This is a genomic window from Sporosarcina sp. SAFN-015 (assembly GCF_059415085.1).
Genome location: NZ_JBPFDR010000001.1, coordinates 95,022 through 111,440 on the forward strand (window position 1 = coordinate 95,022; position 16,419 = coordinate 111,440).

At 41.3% G+C, this 16,419-nt stretch carries 17 protein-coding genes and 1 riboswitch; of the genes, 6 read left to right on the top strand and 11 right to left on the bottom strand.

The genetic code is table 11. The features are described 5' to 3' along the window. Positions 1–99: 99 nt before the first annotated feature. The 3 genes from ACR65H_RS00445 to ACR65H_RS00455 all read right to left on the bottom strand — a co-directional run bounded on the left by ACR65H_RS00445 (position 100) and on the right by ACR65H_RS00455 (position 2,690). Positions 100–867: a helix-turn-helix domain-containing protein gene (locus ACR65H_RS00445; RefSeq protein WP_440498087.1), complete on the bottom strand. Its 768-nt coding sequence runs from the start codon at positions 865–867 to the stop codon at positions 100–102. 22 nt (positions 868–889) lie between these two features. Then, positions 890–1,705 carry a VOC family protein gene (locus tag ACR65H_RS00450; protein ID WP_440498088.1) on the bottom strand — a complete coding sequence of 272 codons (816 nt, stop codon included), beginning with the start codon at positions 1,703–1,705 and terminating at the stop codon, positions 890–892. 88 nt (positions 1,706–1,793) lie between these two features. Beyond that, entirely contained in the window at positions 1,794–2,690 is an 897-nt protein-coding gene (locus ACR65H_RS00455) for a LysR family transcriptional regulator (RefSeq protein WP_440498089.1), read from the bottom strand. 131 nt (positions 2,691–2,821) lie between these two features. Here ACR65H_RS00455 and ACR65H_RS00460 point away from each other — a divergent pair, with 131 nt between their 5' ends. From ACR65H_RS00460 to ACR65H_RS00480, 5 genes are read left to right on the top strand one after another with little or no spacing between them, the layout of a single operon-like run. Further along, positions 2,822–3,802: a Bug family tripartite tricarboxylate transporter substrate binding protein gene (locus ACR65H_RS00460; protein WP_440498090.1), complete on the top strand. Its 981-nt coding sequence runs from the start codon at positions 2,822–2,824 to the stop codon at positions 3,800–3,802. Between the two features lie 18 nt (positions 3,803–3,820). Next, entirely contained in the window at positions 3,821–4,264 is a 444-nt protein-coding gene (locus ACR65H_RS00465; RefSeq protein WP_440498091.1) for a tripartite tricarboxylate transporter TctB family protein, read from the top strand. Positions 4,265–4,291: 27 nt separating this feature from the next. Then, a complete protein-coding gene (locus ACR65H_RS00470) occupies positions 4,292–5,776 on the top strand; it encodes a tripartite tricarboxylate transporter permease (protein WP_440498092.1) in 1,485 nt (494 codons plus the stop codon). 17 nt (positions 5,777–5,793) lie between these two features. Next, complete coding sequence (locus tag ACR65H_RS00475; RefSeq protein ID WP_440498093.1) at positions 5,794–6,960, top strand: M20 family metallopeptidase; 1,167 nt, start codon at positions 5,794–5,796, stop codon at positions 6,958–6,960. A gap of 57 nt (positions 6,961–7,017) precedes the next feature. After that, complete coding sequence (locus tag ACR65H_RS00480; RefSeq protein WP_440498094.1) at positions 7,018–7,971, top strand: AEC family transporter; 954 nt, start codon at positions 7,018–7,020, stop codon at positions 7,969–7,971. A 172-nt stretch (positions 7,972–8,143) separates the two neighbouring features. Here the strand turns inward: ACR65H_RS00480 and ACR65H_RS00485 are convergent, their stop codons facing one another. The 6 genes from ACR65H_RS00485 to ACR65H_RS00510 all read right to left on the bottom strand — a co-directional run bounded on the left by ACR65H_RS00485 (position 8,144) and on the right by ACR65H_RS00510 (position 13,656). Then, positions 8,144–8,785, bottom strand: coding sequence for a response regulator (locus tag ACR65H_RS00485; protein WP_440498095.1), 642 nt, complete (start codon positions 8,783–8,785; stop codon positions 8,144–8,146). Beyond that, on the bottom strand, positions 8,782–10,434 hold the full coding sequence (locus tag ACR65H_RS00490; protein ID WP_440498096.1) for a sensor histidine kinase: 1,653 nt from the start codon (positions 10,432–10,434) through the stop codon (positions 8,782–8,784). The genes ACR65H_RS00485 and ACR65H_RS00490 overlap by 4 nt, the downstream gene beginning before the upstream one ends. Positions 10,435–10,480: 46 nt before the next feature. Further along, positions 10,481–11,569, bottom strand: a complete 1,089-nt coding sequence (locus ACR65H_RS00495; protein ID WP_440498097.1) for a DUF5305 family protein — start codon at positions 11,567–11,569, stop codon at positions 10,481–10,483. A 13-nt stretch (positions 11,570–11,582) separates the two neighbouring features. Next, positions 11,583–12,167: a hypothetical protein gene (locus ACR65H_RS00500; RefSeq protein ID WP_440498098.1), complete on the bottom strand. Its 585-nt coding sequence runs from the start codon at positions 12,165–12,167 to the stop codon at positions 11,583–11,585. A gap of 54 nt (positions 12,168–12,221) precedes the next feature. After that, a riboswitch (cyclic di-GMP riboswitch) is annotated at positions 12,222–12,304 on the bottom strand. Between the two features lie 177 nt (positions 12,305–12,481). After that, positions 12,482–13,024: a DUF1102 domain-containing protein gene (locus ACR65H_RS00505; protein ID WP_440498099.1), complete on the bottom strand. Its 543-nt coding sequence runs from the start codon at positions 13,022–13,024 to the stop codon at positions 12,482–12,484. Positions 13,025–13,098: 74 nt separating this feature from the next. Further along, a complete protein-coding gene (locus ACR65H_RS00510; protein ID WP_440498100.1) occupies positions 13,099–13,656 on the bottom strand; it encodes a DUF1102 domain-containing protein in 558 nt (185 codons plus the stop codon). 257 nt (positions 13,657–13,913) lie between these two features. Between ACR65H_RS00510 and ACR65H_RS00515 the strand changes: the two genes are divergently transcribed. Continuing rightward, positions 13,914–15,023: a signal peptidase I gene (locus tag ACR65H_RS00515; protein WP_440498101.1), complete on the top strand. Its 1,110-nt coding sequence runs from the start codon at positions 13,914–13,916 to the stop codon at positions 15,021–15,023. Between the two features lie 95 nt (positions 15,024–15,118). Here the strand turns inward: ACR65H_RS00515 and lepB are convergent, their stop codons facing one another. After that, a complete protein-coding gene (gene lepB / locus ACR65H_RS00520) occupies positions 15,119–15,673 on the bottom strand; it encodes a signal peptidase I (RefSeq protein WP_440498102.1) in 555 nt (184 codons plus the stop codon). Then, the gene (locus tag ACR65H_RS00525; RefSeq protein ID WP_440498103.1) at positions 15,673–16,404 is read right to left on the bottom strand and encodes a hypothetical protein; all 732 of its coding nucleotides are present in this window, start codon (positions 16,402–16,404) and stop codon (positions 15,673–15,675) included. Before ACR65H_RS00525 ends, lepB begins: the two co-directional genes overlap by 1 nt. Positions 16,405–16,419: the final 15 nt, after the last annotated feature.

The following is a 16,419-nucleotide window of genomic DNA, read 5'->3' on the forward strand; positions in this document are numbered from 1 at the left end:
CGTTACTAAAGTATGGGTTCATCCAGAATAGTTTCTTAACGTTCAGACCTTTTTGAAATTCTTTGGGTGCAGTTCATCCAACGCCCATTATTTATAGAATCAATGAGGAGCTAAAAGTGGAATCATGTAACTAAAAGTACTTTCGATTGGTGACTCGAACTTCTCTAACTTTAAACCTTTTGACTTAAAACCGAAACGATGGACGAGCCTCATAAAATTAAAACAGATAAACGGATCGTGCACATTACACTCCATCGTAGCGTAAAGCGCTGGTTCTTGTTGCTCTATATACATATTACTCACATCACCCAAGTTGGATGGATATTCTTTATTCAGGATGAATCCTACTTCGCCGACCATTGTATTCCCTTTTGATTCTAATGTTCTTATAAAAATACCGGGTCTAACTCCTAGCCCCAATTTTTTAACCTTCTCTGAACTCGAGATCATCACAGACTGAAAAGGGCTTATTTTTCTTTGCACTTCATGTCTAAACCATATAAATACTACGGACTCATCCCATTTAACTAAATTGATATGCTGCTCTTTAGCAGTCACACCATTTAAATATTGTTTGGCAATCTTCAATGAAGATATCTTCGAATCTACATCATGTCTCCAATTGGAAATTAAGCGTTCCATCTCTTCCTCATTTGAATGCAAATACTGATAAATGTCTTCAATGCTAATACCAGCCAAACGGAGTGAATGAATCATTAATGCTTGGGATAGTTGATCGTCTGTATAAATCCGATAGCCGTTTTCTAAACGTTTTTTAGGCTCTAACAATCTTTTTTGATCATAGAATCGAAGAGTACTTGGTGGCAAGCCAGTTCGCTCCGAAAATTCATTGATTTTCATCCCCATTTCTCTTCACTTCCTTTTGCCGTTACGCAGGATAAGACCAAACGTTAATGCGATTTCCATCTAAATCAAAGAAGTGAAAACCTGCCCAGCCATTATGGGGATTACCAGCAACTTCAGATGGGTGCAAGCCATTTGCCTTAAGTTGAATGTACGTTTCATGAAATAGTTCTGGCCTGACGTCAAAGTAATTACGAACTGTAGGGTTTGCTTTTTCGAAAGGCATATCTTCTATTTTTTCCAACCATATATTGTCGTAGAACACTTGAGAGAGCTGCATCCAGTCATATGCATCCTCAACTTGTAAGTGTGCGTAATTGTCATTTTGTTCTACTACTTGAACCCCAAGGTTCTCTTTATACCAAGTGACCGCCTTATTGATATCTTTTACACCTATTCTTACATTAACATCACCAAAACCCGTTACCCTAGCTTCAGGGAATTGCCCTTCCAAAGCTTTATTGTGTACTGCTGTCAGCCTTGCATTATCAAAAGCTTGGATATCAAAACTAACTTGTCCAGCAGGCAACGTAACCATATTCGAAATCTTGATCCCTTCCTTTTCAAAATAGGCAAGAGTATCCTCAAGATTCGCCACCTCAAATCCTACCCTAGTATGTCCTTCAAAACCGCCTTCAGATTTAAAATGTTCAAATTCCCCTTCAAAGGACTTCAATGTCACCACACCTAATCTCGGCATCTTAAGGAATGCCTTTTTTCCGACAGGTGTAACGACACTATCTAAACAAGTCCAACCCATATGCTTGGTATACCATTCAATCCCCTCTTCAAACTTGTCCCAAGCCACCATAATAAATCCACCATCCCAACGGAAAACCATTTGTTCCATCCCCTTTTTGAAAATAAATTCGGTATGTTCTACCTATTTTAATTATAAAGGTTCGAGTAAGTTTAAGGTCAAGACCTTCTTATCTCAATTCCTCAATAACTTCCTTTGTCACCGCCAAGAACTGTTCAGTGGCAGCTGTTTGGATAGAGTTTTTTAAAGTAACTAGGTTGAGTTTAGCTTCAATGGTTGGATTAATTAGTTCGACGAGAGGTGGGAGTTCATAGTTGTTAATATTCTGGAAGAGAGCAGGAGCAAATGCAATTCCGAGATTTTCTCGGACCATGTTAAGCATAGGAAAAGTTTCGGTACCCCAATAGATAATATTAGGCGTAAAGCCAGCTGCATCGCATCCTTCCAATATAAAGTCAGAGATGCCGTAGCCAAGGGTAGTGTGTGGCATAAGAAAGTTTTCTTTTTTAAGTTCTTTCAATTCGATTGTTTTCCTATCCGCAAGCGGATGCCCGGGCGGCAGCGCAACGTAGAGGGACTCGGTCAGCAGGGCGGTCGTATGGAAGTCTTTCTTGTCGAAAATATTACGGACAAGCCCTATATCCATCTTATGCAGCCGAAGCTGTTCTAAAATGAAAGCAGTGTTCCCTTCAAGAACACGGATTGTGATACGACTTCCCCGTTCATTCAGTCGTTTTACGACCTCTGGGATGATCGTAATATTAGCAATTGTCGAGCATCCGATTGTGACAGTTCCGTATTCCCCGGAATCGTGTTCAGCAACTTCTTTCATAATTTCACTAGTAGACAGCATCAATTGTTTTCCCCGTTTATAAAGGAGATGACCCGTCTCCGTTAACGTAAGTCGTTTGCCACTTCGAATGAACAAACTAACGTCTAATTCCTCTTCCAATTTCTGAATGGCTATGCTGAGAGGTGGCTGTGTCATATTGAGGGCAATCGCCGCTTTTGAAATGGAGCCTGTTTCGACGACCATAATAAAATACCGCAGCCGATCAAAATCCATAAAAACCCTCCTTTATATATTTTTTATATACATTCTACTCTTATTATATATTTTACATGTAATCGTTTTCAATATAAAATTCTAATTAGCATCAATTTTTGATCAGATAACAATATTGGGAGGGAAAATGAATGAAATTCAAAAAAATAATGAGTGTTTTAATGGTTGGAGGACTAGTAGCGGGGTTGGCTGCGTGTAATGGCGCTGCATCAAATGCAGGCAAGAATGATAATTATCCTTCACGGGCAATCTCATTGACGATACCGTATGCCGCTGGAGGTAGTGCAGATCTTCAAGCTCGTATTATTAGTGACTCCATTCAGAAAGATCTTGGTCAAACGGTCAACATCATTTCAAAGCCTGGCGGTGCAGGTTCTACAGGTATGACTGCTGTGAAAACGGCAAAACCGGATGGTTATAATATTATCCTCACAGCGGTCGGACCTTCTACACTCACGCCAAATGCCAACAACGTAGGGTACGACGTAACAAAAGACTTCAAGCAAATTGCACAAATTACAGAAGCTCCCTATGGAATTGCTGTGAATTCAAGCTCTGGCATTAGTAGTTTAAATGAATTGCTTGAAGTTGCAAGAACAGAGAGTGTGACATATGGAACGACCGGTGCTGGACTTCATCAGCATGTCGTAACAGCTGCATTTGTTGAAAGTCAGGGAGATCTCGACATGGAGCATATTCCTTTTGAAGGCGGAGCAGAGGCAGTAACTGCACTGCTCGGCAATCACGTTGATGCATCAGTTAACACAATATCTGAACTGCTCCCCCATGATGGAAACGGGCTTACGATTTTAGCTGTGACTTCTGACGAACGTCTGGAAGAACTGCCAGATGTACCAACGTTCAAAGAACTTGGCTATGAATTGATTAGTACAGGTGCATGGTTCGGATTTATGGCACCAAAAGATACTCCGGACAACGTCGTTACTAAGCTTGAGGAAAGTATTAAGAAGGCCCTCGAAGATGAAGAAGTCATCGCTCAGTTCAAGAAAGCGGGCTTGCCGATCTCCTTCCTAAATTCAGAGGAGTTTACGAAGAAAACAATGGAAGAGAATGAAAAGAATAAAGAAGTAATCAAATCGCTAAACAACTAATCTAGGAGGGATGTGTAGATGAGAAAAGAAATTTTAGACATCTCTACAGGCGGAATTCTATTGTTGCTATCAGCAATAGGGTTCTTGATGGCCGGACAATTCGGGAACGGACAAGCTTATGGGCCGGATTTCTTTCCGAAACTGATTTTGACGCTATTGGCGATTTCTGCAGCCTTGCTGATTGTCGGAGGAGCTTTACGTCTGAAAAAAGAAAAAAGCGTGCCACATATTCAGTTTGATCGGTCTGCTGTTGGAAAAATCGTCTTATTCATCGCATTGTTAATAACTTATATACTGCTTTTCTTTTGGGTCGGATTTATCATTTCGACCATCCTGTTTCTGCTTGCAGCCCAATGGATTTTTGGATTACGGAAGGTTGTGTTGCTCGCAGGTGTTGCGGTTATCCTGCCGATTTTACTCTATTTCATCTTCACACTGGCATTTAAGATTCCATTACCTTAAATTAACGTATCGAAAGGAGGATGCTTCATGTCTCAAGAATTCATCGCTGGCTTATTATTCGCCTTAGCACCGGCCGCAATTCTTGCCAACCTGCTCGGAGTAGGCCTTGGAATTGTTTTTGGCGCACTTCCTGGGCTGACTGCAACGATGGGGGTGGCCCTACTCATCCCGCTTACATTTGGATTAGATCCAGTAGTCGGTTTCAGTGCCCTGCTCGGGGTATATGTAGGTGCGGTATACGCTGGTTCAATCACCGCAATCCTCGTTGGTACGCCTGGTACTGCTGCAGCTGCAGCTACCCTTTTGGAAGGTCCAGCATTGACAAAAAAGGGAGAAGCCAAGAAGGCCTTGACGATGACAACAGTTGCATCTGTCATAGGCGGATTATTTAGCTGTGTGGCCCTCATTTTCATCGCACCTCAACTAGCAAAAGTCGCTTTGTCGTTTGGACCTCCAGAATACTTTGCACTTGCCCTGTTCGGAATTTCAATTGTTGCTGGTGTTTCTGGCGACTCTCTATTAAAAGGGATTATCGCAGGTTTAATCGGACTATTCATTGCTGTTATCGGTTTGGACCCTATTACAGGGGTCAACCGTTTTACGTTCGGTAATGCAAACTTACTGAATGGCATCGATGTAGTACCCGCGCTTGTTGGACTGTTTGCCATCTCTGAAGTATTAAGCCGTTTGGAAGGGAAAGCAGAACAGCTAAGAAGTAAAATCGGCAACTCTTCTATCGGGTTGAAAGCTGCAGAATTAAAACGCAACTGGTTCAATTTGTTGCGTTCATCCGCTATTGGAACATTTGTCGGTATTATCCCCGCAACTGGATCGGGTGTAGCATCATTCGTCGCTTATAACGAATGGAAACGAGTTGCAAAAGATAAATCGTCAGTCGGCAAAGGAAATGTTGATGGAATTGCCGCAACCGAATCGGCTAATAATGCGGTCACAGGCGGTGCCCTCGTTCCTCTTTTGACACTTGGCATTCCAGGTGATGTAATAACTGCCGTTATGCTTGGAGCATTAATGATTCAGGGACTGACACCAGGTCCTATGCTATTTACGACAAATGGCGATATTGTCTATGGTATTTTCATAGCATTGATCCTAGCAAACATCTTCATGCTTGTTTTAGGTTTAGGAGCTTCAAAAGTGTTCCCGAAAATCCTTAAAATTCCTGAAGAAATCCTGATGCCAGCAATCGTTGTACTCTGCTTGCTTGGTTCGTATTCGATTGCGAACTCGACATTTGATGTGCTGATCATGCTCGTATTCGGATTGTTAGGCTACGTTATGTTAAAAGTCGGCCTTCCACTTGCGCCGATGTTATTGGCATTGATTTTGGCACCGATTGTCGAAACGAACTTCCGTCGTTCGATGCTGCTATCGCATAATGATTTTTCCATCTTTGCAACCCGCCCAGTGAGCGCAGTGATTCTCGCTGTCACCCTCACGATCTTTGCGGTAATTATTCTGAAAGAATGGAGAAAAAGAAAATTGGAAGCGTAAGGAGGAGTCACAAGCAAATGCAAAGTGAACTGCTAAAGGAAATTACACGTTACATAAAGGAACGTCAGCCATCGGCGGTTGATTTTCTAGCTGAGCTGGTAAATACGGATAGTTCTGCTTTGGACAAACAGTCGGTGGATCAGGTAGGACGATTGATCCGACAAAGGCTTGACCAGGATGGCATAACATATGAAGTTAAACCTCACGCAACCTACGGGGATGCGATCATTGCCAAAGTGACTGGAAAACGGGATGGAAAAATTCTGCTCATGGGACATATGGACACCGCATTTCCGGTCGGCACGGCTAATGAGCGTCCATTTAAAAAAGAGGCCGATATGCTTCGAGGTCCAGGTGTATCGGATATGAAGTCTGGTCTTGTGACCATGATGGAAGCTGTTGCAACCTTGAAAGAGCTTGCGGAAGATGAAATTTGCGAGATTGAACTTCTTTTCACATCCGAAGAGGAAATCGGATCTCCTATTTCCCGGTCGATTATAGAAGAACGGGCGGCCGATGCGCTTGCTGTATTTAACCTTGAGCCCGGCCGTCCGGACGGATCAGTCGTCACTGCGCGCAAAGGTTCAGCCCATTTGAGGATCGATGTCGAAGGAAAAGCAGCCCACTCGGGGGCTTTTATTGAAAATGGTATAAGTGCTAACGATGAACTTGCAAGGAAGATGATTGAAATTAAAAAACTCATGGATATCGAAAAGGGGATAACAATCAACTTCGGCAAAATCCATGGAGGAATTGGTAACAACGTCGTGTCGCCATCTGCATCAGCTACCATTCACCTTGCTTTTTGGACATTGGACCAGTACGAACAAACAGTAGAGAACATACGTAAAATTGTTGACCATTCTTATATTGACGGATCCAAGAGTACGCTGTCCGGCGATATTGGCATGTTGCCGATGGAAAAACATAGCGGTGTGGAAAAACTATTCAACGTAGTTAAATGTGCAGGCAGTGAGCTTGGCATCAATATTACCGAACAACGTACAAAAGGCGCCGCCGATGCGGGCTTCACTGCCTCCTTGGGCATCCCGACAATCTGTGGAATGGGGCCAGTAGGCGGAAACTGGCACGGGACAGATGAATACATGGAACTTGACACTTTTGAGCCAAGAACCCTGCTTCTCGTCCATTCGATTCTAAAATTCCTCAAAACCCAAAACTAATTTGTTGAGCACTGTGCATAAAGCACAGTGCTTTCTAGTAAGAAAGGGGGGAACCCGTTGACACTTGGTTTGATTTTTCACTCCATCGGAATTATCACCTTAATGATCACAATTGGAGTTATCCTGGCGCGAACATTCCATTTTAACGAAGACACGCGGAACGTCTTTATTAGTCTGATTGTAAACGTCGGTATGCCTTGCATCATCTTGTCGAGTATTTTACAAGTGGACATTAACGGGGATCTTCTTCAAAAAATACTACTTGTATTCTTCCTCTCCATTGGCATTAACGTACTCGGCATTGGCATGGGCTATCTTTTTGCAATTGTATTTCATAAGAAAGTCGACCGAGCAAAGGAACTTGCCATTCTATCTGGTTTGGGAAATACAGGGTTTATCGGAATTCCACTATGCGCTGTACTATTAGGACCTGAAGGAGCCTTGTATGCAGCCATGTTTGATGCGGGGGTTGACTTTACAATCTGGACTGTCGGTGCTCTGTTGCTTCAAAAAAACCGGCGAGTCGGATTAGGCATGCTGCGTACAATGATCAATCCTCCAATCATTGCGATTTTCATAGGAATACTGATGGCGCTCTCCCAATACCGCCCACCGCTACTCATTGTAGATCTGTTTGATCGTTTAGCAGCCATTGCAGCCCCGCTGGCCATGTTCTATATCGGAATCATGATGATGAACCTCTTTCAAACGAAACCTGCACGAGGACTGCAGATATCGCGGTCGACTCTGTGGCTGCCGATAATGGTCAAGCTCATTTTACTGCCGGTCTTTGCCGTCTTAATCGGCAAGACCTTGTCTCTTCATCTGGTGATGCTGCAAACCTTGCTCATTCAGGCAGCCATGCCGACCTTGACTCTTTCTTCCATTCTGTTTGCTAAATATTCCGCAGACGAAGAGATGGGTGTCATCACAACCATTTTCTCCACGCTCGCCGCATTGCTAACGATACCGATAATGATTTATTTGTTGAATTTATTAATACTTCAATGATTACTAAAAGACATGTTAAACGTTTCGTCCTAAGTTTCCCCAACAAGTTGAAGAATAAGAAGTGAAAGAAAGCGACCATTCTGTTTTAAGAATGGTCGCTTTTTATTAATGTTTATGAACACAATATGGTAAACACCAGGAAGTTTGAATAAAACCCTACCCGTTTCCCACTTCAATTTACTACATATCTAACCAGCCCAGTCGCATTGGCATATAACGCGGCGTGTGTTCTGTCTGCCAGTTCGAGCTTCGCAAGAACCTGGCTAACGTGTTTTTTCACGGTATATTCGGTGATGTACATTTTTTGGGAGATTTCCTTATTTGAAAAGCCTTTTCCGAGTTCCATTAACACTTCCATTTCCTTAGGCGTTAACACTTCGGTTTGCTTTTCCGATTTATAAGAGGTGCTCGGCTTCATTACAAATTCGAGCACACCTTGGTCGTAATACGTTCGTCCTCTATTGATCATGCGTAGTGCATGCAACATTTCTTCCGGCAACGCTTCTTTTAACACATACCCGTCGACTTCCATTTCTTTTGCCCGTCTGAAATCTTCTTTATCCGTTGAAGAGGTGAGCACAACAAACTTGCAAGTTGCGCCTTGCCTTCTTGCTTCGGCAATCAAGTCAAGACCTGATTCGTCGCCTAGCCTTAAATCGACAATCGTCAAATCAGGCTTCAAGGAATTCAATACAAGCAGCCCTTCCTTGCCGTTTGCCGCTTCCCCAAGAATCTCTATATCATGTTCAAGAGAAAGGATAGCAGTTAAACCTTTTCTTACTAATGGATGATCATCAATAATTACAATTTTCATAGCTCTATCATCTCCCTCATTTTCCCTGTTTTACTTTTTGGAATCTCTATGCGGATTGTGGTCCCAAAATCTGGTGGGCTGTCAATGGAAAGGTTGCCGCCAAACAAATTGACACTCTGCTGCATATTGTAAAGGCCGATCCCTTGTTCTTTCCTATCTCGTCCTCTCATCGACTGAAAACCATTTCCGTCATCCCAGATTGTTACTTCAGTCTTTTCATCGGTAATTAATATTTCCAATTCGATTCGTTTACATTTGCCATGGCGCACCGCATTGCCACAAGCTTCACAAACGATTCGATAAATCGCTTCCTTTAAATCGGAGGAAAGAATTGATTCATGCCCCTCGAGATTATGGTTAATGCATATGTCATTAAGTTTCGCAAAATCTTTAACATACTTAGCAATCCTTGAAAAGAATGGTTTCTCTCCTTTTTTCACAGGACTTAGACTGTAAATAGCGGCCCGTAATTCCTTCATTGTTTCTTGAGCGGATACCGATAGAAATGTATACTCCTCATCTAGTTCTTCTTTTGTCATGAATTGACTCTTACCTTTCAAGCTATGAAGAGAATAGACGATACCAAACAATCTTTGTGACACACTATCATGTATTTCATTCGCAATGCGGTTCTGCTCTTCCAATATAAGCATTTGGTCCATCATTCGATCCATTGAAATCCGTTCAAGCATAAGTTCACCGAGTTCTGCTATAGCTTCAAACGGACGGTTTATACGTAGCGGCTTCCAATCCTCTTGTAAATTGCCGATTTTCACACCGACAACTCCATTATTCGATGAAGTGCGAATGACTTTCATCAGATATACCTCTTCACCGAAATTCCCAGCAAATGCCCCACTTTGATTGCGAATCCAATGCCAGGCTTTTTGCAGCTCCAATTCCAATCCCGCAAATTTTGTCCTATTAACAATCTGACTTCGTTGTTCAGCACTGATAAGCCAGAAAAAAGCCTCTTCACATCGAGTGCATTTCCGTAATGACTCGGTCACTTCCACCATGACTTTTCCGGCATTTTTTTTGCTCGTCATCCCTTCTGTCAACTGGTAGAAAGACATGATATGTTCCATTGTTTCTATATACTTTTCATTCGTTATTCTCAGCTTTTCGTTCACGAATAAAAGTTCATCTTGTTGGATTCGCAGAAGACGAGCATTAGCATCCAACTCTTTCGTCAGTCTGGAAAATAAACTGACAAGCAAGGTCGTCAACAAACAGACTAAATAAAAATAAGATCGTTCCTCGACCACTTGCCGAATGGAATCTGCTCCAGCTAACGAGAACGTGATGAAAGTCGCGTTGCCAAGATAAAATGTTAATGCGCCCCAGCAATATAACGGTGCCAAATATCCTGCAGCGATAAGCACTGGATTCAATGCATACCAGATGAATGGACTCGTAATGCCCCCAGTCGGAATTAACAATAACGTTAACCCGATTGTTTCAGTTAGAACGATAGCCTGAATCACTTTTACATTTCCTATATATCTTTTTTGCAAATCAGCGATGATCCATGCCGCAACTAATAATGCACCGATAATGCCAAGTTTAAAAATCCATGGTGCTTGGGGACCGAAGAGAAAAAAGACCGAAGTTAACAGTAGTGATATAGCCCGAAATAACAACGCCAAGTTTAGAATATTCCCCAGGCTCCCTGTTAATGCTCGCAAAATCTCCTTACTCTTCCGCATAAATGCTTCTACCTTCGTCCCATATTTCATCGATTACGGCCAAGTGCGCTTCAAACGCTTCATATTTATATAATTGGTTCCCGTCCACAATAAAATAGCTAGCTCTCTCTACCCCTTCTTGTTGAACGAAAATAGGAAGTTCCTTCTCATCCGCTATTTTTAGAAGCGACTTTATATCTGATAACAGCAATATTGATTTTCCATCCATGCCTTCATTTCTCGATACGGCAATAATTCTATTTCCATACTTTTTATTAATCGATTCAATTTGTGACTTTCGTTTTCTCGGTTTCATAATATTGTTCACATAAATCCATAGCAGCGACAATACTAGTGACGACAGTAAACTTGAAATCCTTAAAACGCTTACTGGTACAACGACACCTAAAAAATTGAGTGTATTAGTAATAGTTTCAATAGAGCCGAACTGAATCGGTGAAGTAAATTCTTTTTCACTAGCCAAAACAATACTGTCGAATAAATAATGGAAAACAAGGTTCTCATTTACTTGCAATTCCCTTTTGATTCCATCAAAATGAATAGTCCCTTTTATCATCGGGGTTACTAGTAAGGAATATTTAGAAGGCGTAATACCTGTTTCCTCTTCCGCCTGGGTAATGAACGCATTTATTTTATCCAGATCAATCGAGTAGGTGCCATCCATAATCGATATGGCTGTCCCTTTTTGTTGAAATGATTGTTTTTTCTCCAACGGAAATGTCTTTTCCCAAAGATCTTGGGCGACCACTGTTAACTGGACTTCATGCTCTCCTTCAACAACTATATCCTCTGTGGAAGTAATGATCGTTTTCATATCAATCGGAATTGCGGTTGTAATCTTCTTTAAAATCGTATCTCCAACCGGAACTGTTCCTCCAGACGTATTGAGGACATTCGGTTTGATGGTAGCTTTATAGTCGTATATTGTTGTAATTCCAGTTGGATTTGAATGTGTCGTCGTAGTTGAAGTGGTTGGTTGTAGGAAGGAGTAGATTAAAATAGCAATGGATACAGCAAGGACACTAGAAAGGATCAGATTTCGTGTTTTATTCCATCTCATTAAAAATTGTTTCAAACCAGCCACTCCTTTACTCTTCGATTTCATCATCTATTTCGGTAGTCATTTCTAATTCGTCTACTTGCAGCGATTCTTCCGCATGCTCTTCAGGAGCATCCTCTTCCGGGTCTTCTTGCACAATAACCGCTTCTTCCTTCTCATCGCTATCTTCTTGTTCAGGATTTTCCACTTCCTCTTCTTCTTTCTCATCCTCTTCTATCAACAGCTCAAGAAGGATCTGTTCTATATTGGATTGGGGAATAGTCGTCTCTACCAATGCATATCCACCATCCCATTCGATATCCAATAAAATCGATTCGCTTATTTCTTCAGGATGGCCTTGAATTGTAAAACCGGCACTTCTTCCTGGTCCGATTTGAAATGATTCATTCGGAGCTATGCCGCCTGTGTCCCTTACCTGCACAACGGTTTCCATGTTATTTGTTATCCAAAATAGCCGGCCTTCTCCATAATGGACAGATAATAAAGCATGACTTTCAGATACTGAGGATACTGTCGCTTTGTTCCGCAGTTCCGTGTTAGAAAAACTAGTACTTTGTAGAAATAAAAATGATAAGAACAATAATAATACGGCACCATATAAGTATTTTTTCACCGAAATACCTCCCAAAAATAATAAAAACCCAATCAAATCGGACGCTTGTCCGCATTTAATCAGGTCGGTTGCACCATTAACTCCATACGTCCAAGGTGCCCAAATACAGGACGTATTTCATCGTTCCCATGATAAATTTGTAGTATTACAAGTATTATAACGAACGCAATTTGAATATTTTGTCATTACTCGTAAGGAGTATAGTTCTATTTTTGATTAATAAGATTTTATTTTGGCACTACTTGTCGAATTTTTCCATCAATCAAAAAAAGAGAATTGACCGTATAGATCAATTCTTCAAAAGCACTTTTCTATTAATCGACAGCCTCTCCACTGACAACAAGGTTCGGAGCAAAATTGCCAAGGCTTGCATTGCTCTCCACAACGATTTTCACATCGACTTTCGCCATTTCATTCATTTGAGCCGAGACACCTGAAGCAGCTGTCAATTTCGCAACATCAGCACCTCTTATACTGTCGATTTCAGTCCAATTATCATTTCCACTCTTCACCCAAACACTGATGCCTTCCGGCAAATTATATTCGGTTTTAATAGTTGCATACACAATATTTTCCGAGTTGTTTTCTATAGTAAAAAGCTCATTCCATATATACTCACTATTTTTTTGCAATCCAAATGACGAATTATTATTCCCTTTGTTGAAATCAATCTTTAACACACCATCTTCAATCGTTGTCGCATTATGTTTTCCGACATTTAATGCTAGAAGCGCTTCGTCTGTACTGACAACACTTCCTGTCATCGCACTCGTTACTGTTGCGGATGAATACGACATAGCGGCCATTAAGCTTGAAATTGCAAGTAATAAAACGATCATCAATACACTTTTCTTCATTCGCACCTCGACACCCCTTTTCTTCTTTTACGAAAAAAGAATTGATGACAAATGCCATCAACCCTTTTTCGACATTATTTCACTTGCGCTTCTGCAGCTACAACTAAGTTAGGATTGAAGTTACCGAGGGACGCTTTGCTGTCAACGACCAATTTAATATCTACATTAACTTCATGCTTACTCAAGTTCTTAAATGGAATCGGTAGTTCGCCAATGAAAGCTCCGTTGACACTGTCGATTTTCGTCCATTCACCATTTCCAGCCTTTGCGTACAAAGTAACGCCAGCAGCTGGATTGTTTTCTGTTTTGATTGTTACTGCAACTTGGTTTTCAGAGTTGTTTTTCACGCTGAAAAGTCCGTCCCATACATATTCACTCTGTTTTTGAACACCGTACGTACTGACTGGCATACTTGTAACATTGCCTTTATTGAAGTCAATTTTCAATACGCCGTCCTCAATTTTTGCCGCATTGTGCTTTCCTGCATTCAGTGCCAATAAGGCTGTATCCGTCGTTTTCACAGTTCCTGTCATCGCACTTGTCACTGTCGCAGATGAATACGACATTGCAGCCATCAAACTTGAAATGGCTAGCAGCAACACTACCATCAACAAACTTTTTTTCGTCTTCAAAATACCATCTCCTCTTCTTTTATTCGGCTCCTCGCCGTTGTCTAACTGATTTAAGTATAGGAGAGATATTCATAGACTTCGTCGCTCGTAAGAACACTTTTTTAAAACTCTTTCGTCTACATTGCAAGCTACTTTTGATACTTGAGACTACTACGAATGGCTACTAACAAGTATACTTTCGTACCATTCCCCTCCCTCTTGAGAGGGGTTAATTCAGGAGATATTTATCTTACAATTACAGTAAGGGGGAATATATATTGAAGCGATTATCGAAGGTTTTTAACATCCTGCTTCTATTCGTTATCCTGCTTACGCTAAGTGCAGCAGTCGGATCTGCCATTATGAAAAAGCCGATATTGCTCACTGTTATACGCTCCGACAGTATGGTACCTGTCTGGGAGCGAGGAGATATGGTAGTGATTAAAAATGTAGGCAAAAAAGATACTATTAATGTGGGAGATATCGTATTCTTTACAACCGACAAAGGAAGCTTGGCCACAAAAGGATGGATTGCACATCGAGTAATGGAAGGAAATGATGAAGAAGGATTCATCACAAAAGGGGATGCCAATAAGCAGACGGATCAGGAATCAGCGGGGTCAGGTTTGATTAAAAGAGAATGGATTGCTGCCAAGGCCGTTACAATCGGAGATTCTCCTCTCGTCATACCTAAAGCAGGCTATTTCTCTCTTTGGATGGAAAAATACCAAGGTAATCCTTATGTATTGCCCGTGTTTGCCGTCATCTTAGCTTTGCTTATTGGAATCGGAGAATTGAAATCAGGCAGACGGCACAAAAAGAAAAATAAAGGCATGGATTTGCAACTAATCTATATAGGTGGCGGCTTTGTTATTGCCATGATCATGGGAGGTACAATGCTCGCTTCCAGCCAACATGTGAAGCTTATATATGAGGTATCTGAAACGAGCAAGGGGGTTCTTATGGGAAGTTCCTTAGGTATTTTGCAAGTCGGTGATGTTATAACACAACCGTTATCCGAACTACGAAATGATGGCTTCATCCCTTCAATCGGCGTCATTACAACGAATGATAACCAAATTGATTTAAGTCACGAAAGGCTCAACCTTACAAAAGGACAACTTGTTGAAGCAGAATACACGTTGCATGCCGAAAAACCAGGAAAGTACGAAACAGCCATACGCGTTGGGATCTTTTATCCTTTCCTGCCTTCATCAGTCATCTATTTTCTTGCACAGAAATCTTATTGGCTGGCCTTAATCATTATCTCGATCATTCCAGGATTACCGCTAATGGTATATCCATTTATAGACAGGAAAATGAGAAGAAGAATGGTAAATGTGTTTCGTAAAAAGTCGAGAAAATTTCGAGGAGCTTTCCCTTTCTAATCGTGCAGTATCGAAGCACCTTGTCCAAACGGGCAAGGTGCTTTATTTACATAAAAATATCCCGAACGGTAAATTTCGACCATTCGGGATATCAATTACTGATTCATGAAGTTTTTAAATGGATATAGGGAAATGAACACTTCACCTTTTACTCTTTCCTTCGGTATCAACCCTACATCACTACTCCGGCTATCCAAGCTTTCACCAGGCGTTCTGTTGTCCCCCATAACAAAATATGAGTCCTTGAGCACAGATGTTAGAGCCATATCATTCGGGGTTCCCATTGCGAATTCTTCATTTACAGCTTCGCCGTTCACAAGTACAGCTCCGCCTACAATTTCAACTGTGTCATCTGGCACTGCAATAATTCGTTTAATAACATCAAAACCGTGCTGATCCCGGAATAGAATAATGTCATTTCTCTCGAGTTCGTAAAACAGGTTGCTCGTTACAATTACGTCATTGTTATTGATTGATGAGGCCATTGAATTGCCACTTATTACTGTTATACCGACTACACTGCGAACAATGAAAACAATCGCCGCTACAATCAGCACAAATTTCACCCAACTTACTATACTCTCAATAACTTTATTTGTATCTTTTTCCTTTTGAGTTGTTGGGGCAACATCAAGTTTGATCATATGCATTATATATCAAGTCCTTTTCTATCATCAGAACCAATTTCTTGATCTTGTTCAGGTTCTTGAATGATTTCTGTTTCGATTTCAGCATCTGATTCATCAGGATTGTCTGACTCAACATCAGGTATAGTTTCTACCTCTGTACCGACCTCTGTTCCAGGTTCCGTTTCGCTTCCTTTCTCATCTGATCCGGTACCCTCTTCATTCTCAACTTCGGTAGTAGGCTCAGGCACAGGAGTTGGCTGAGGCGCCTCCACTCCAGGTGAATTGCCTGGAATACTACCTTGCATGGCCTTTTCCATTTCCCTAATTGCTTCTTGGTAAATACTATCCAATTCCTTTTGAATACTACTTTCCCCAGCTGATTTGTCAATTACCATGTTGTTGATCAATTCATCGGCATAGTTTCTTAAATTGCTAGTTCTCATTTCCTTTTCCGCAATCGTAAAAGAGTCAATGTATTGGCTTGCTTGTTGAATTTCTATTTGCAACTGTTCTTGTATGCGACCAATTTGAATATCACGTTCATTCTCGATAGCATCTTTGATCTCTTCAACTGCAGTTCCTCTTTTCGAAGTAAACCAATTTGTAAGAAGTGAATGTACATCCTGCTTTGCGAAAGCGATCGATACACCGCTTCCAAGTACCCCAGTCAAAAGAACAGCTCCAATTAGGAATTTAACCTTTTTCATATAGTATAATTTTTTATTTCTATATCTAGTTATTCTAGTATCCACTTTGCAACCCCCTCA

Excerpts from the sequence above, each read along its gene's own strand:
- lepB (WP_440498102.1), bottom strand. The coding sequence starts at position 15,673 with ATGCATATGATCAAACTTGATGTTGCCCCAACAACTCAAAAGGAAAAA.
- ACR65H_RS00475 (WP_440498093.1), top strand. The coding sequence starts at position 5,794 with ATGCAAAGTGAACTGCTAAAGGAAATTACACGTTACATAAAGGAACGT.
- ACR65H_RS00505 (WP_440498099.1), bottom strand. The coding sequence starts at position 13,024 with ATGAAGAAAAGTGTATTGATGATCGTTTTATTACTTGCAATTTCAAGC.
- ACR65H_RS00455 (WP_440498089.1), bottom strand. The coding sequence starts at position 2,690 with ATGGATTTTGATCGGCTGCGGTATTTTATTATGGTCGTCGAAACAGGC.
- ACR65H_RS00460 (WP_440498090.1), top strand. The coding sequence starts at position 2,822 with ATGAAATTCAAAAAAATAATGAGTGTTTTAATGGTTGGAGGACTAGTA.
- ACR65H_RS00470 (WP_440498092.1), top strand. The coding sequence starts at position 4,292 with ATGTCTCAAGAATTCATCGCTGGCTTATTATTCGCCTTAGCACCGGCC.
- ACR65H_RS00465 (WP_440498091.1), top strand. The coding sequence starts at position 3,821 with ATGAGAAAAGAAATTTTAGACATCTCTACAGGCGGAATTCTATTGTTG.
- ACR65H_RS00485 (WP_440498095.1), bottom strand. The coding sequence starts at position 8,785 with ATGAAAATTGTAATTATTGATGATCATCCATTAGTAAGAAAAGGTTTA.
- ACR65H_RS00450 (WP_440498088.1), bottom strand. The coding sequence starts at position 1,705 with ATGGTTTTCCGTTGGGATGGTGGATTTATTATGGTGGCTTGGGACAAG.
- ACR65H_RS00445 (WP_440498087.1), bottom strand. The coding sequence starts at position 867 with ATGGGGATGAAAATCAATGAATTTTCGGAGCGAACTGGCTTGCCACCA.